Origin of the sequence: Pseudomonas sp. P20 (genome assembly GCF_016463925.1) — a bacterium.
GTDB lineage: Bacteria > Pseudomonadota > Gammaproteobacteria > Pseudomonadales > Pseudomonadaceae > Pseudomonas > Pseudomonas aeruginosa.
Genome location: NZ_JAEMVM010000055.1, coordinates 615 through 1,551, shown reverse-complemented (window position 1 = coordinate 1,551; position 937 = coordinate 615). Strand labels below are relative to the sequence as shown.

Below are 937 nucleotides of genomic sequence, written 5' to 3'. Positions count from 1 at the left end.
AGGCTCATTAGTAGTCCTCCGTACGCTCGCCCGGCATGGCGTACTGGACTCGTTGGTAGAAGGGGAACACGGTGGTGTAGCCCGGTACCGGGGCGGGATCGCTGCCGGCCAGGTGCGGGAACACATACATGACCAGGTCGGGATTGGGCAGTCGTTTGAACTGGCTGTGGATCTCGTTGCTGGCCGTGCGGGTGTAGTCGGCCTGGTCGTTCGCGGAGGCAGCCTGCTGCGGATCGATCGGGCGCCGCAGCGTTTGCCTGGCATCGAGGAGCAGCCGGCCACGGCTGTTGCCTATCGAGCTGGTTGCACCTTGTTCCCAGACGTCGAGCATGTTGGCCTCGCCGTGGGGCAGCATCTCCTCCTTGCTGGTGGAGCACGCTGCCAGGGTCAGCGCGCAGGCCAGGCCGGCGCAGAGACGAAGAAGGGGGTTAGTCCAGGTCTGCTGTTGCATGAGCGGCTCCAGAGCTGTAGTCGACCTTGCGGCCCTTGAGTTCGTAGTCGATCGCCAGTTGCTGATCGAGATGCACGGCGACCCGCGCGCCCGGTTGCACGTAGACGGCGGCGAAGGCCTCCCCGTACAACTTGTTCATCCACTGCCGGATGTCGCCGACGCCGCCGGAGAGGATGTTGTTGAGGGCCGAGTTGCTGTTGGTTCCGGTCGTCCCGAAGCTGGTGCCGTTGCCGCTGAAGACGGTACTGGTGTTGTTCTCGTCGGCGTCCAGGAGTTTGGCGATGCCGGCCCCGGCAGCCGTGAGTAGGCTCTGATTGCCCAGGTACTCCTTGGCATTGGATCGGCGATCACCGGCGATGCAGGGGATGCCGTAGGGGTCGCTGATCCAGCCGAGGCCGCCCTGGATGGTTTTCTGGTCGGCGCTGGCGGTCTGGTTGTTGTTGCTCTGGTTGTCATTCACCTCTTCGGCCGGCGCCGGGAAGGTGC

1 protein-coding gene and 1 pseudogene are annotated in these 937 nt (G+C 64.5%); both read right to left on the bottom strand.

Going from position 1 to position 937, the window contains the following annotated elements:
• Window positions 1-7 precede the first annotated feature (7 nt).
• Entirely contained in the window at window positions 8-451 is a 444-nt protein-coding gene (locus JHD77_RS33330; RefSeq protein ID WP_003125338.1) for a TIGR03751 family conjugal transfer lipoprotein, read from the bottom strand.
• Window positions 429-937 (bottom strand): annotated as a pseudogene (locus JHD77_RS33325) (TIGR03752 family integrating conjugative element protein); the annotation flags it as partial. The pseudogene JHD77_RS33325 and the gene JHD77_RS33330, both read right to left, overlap by 23 nt.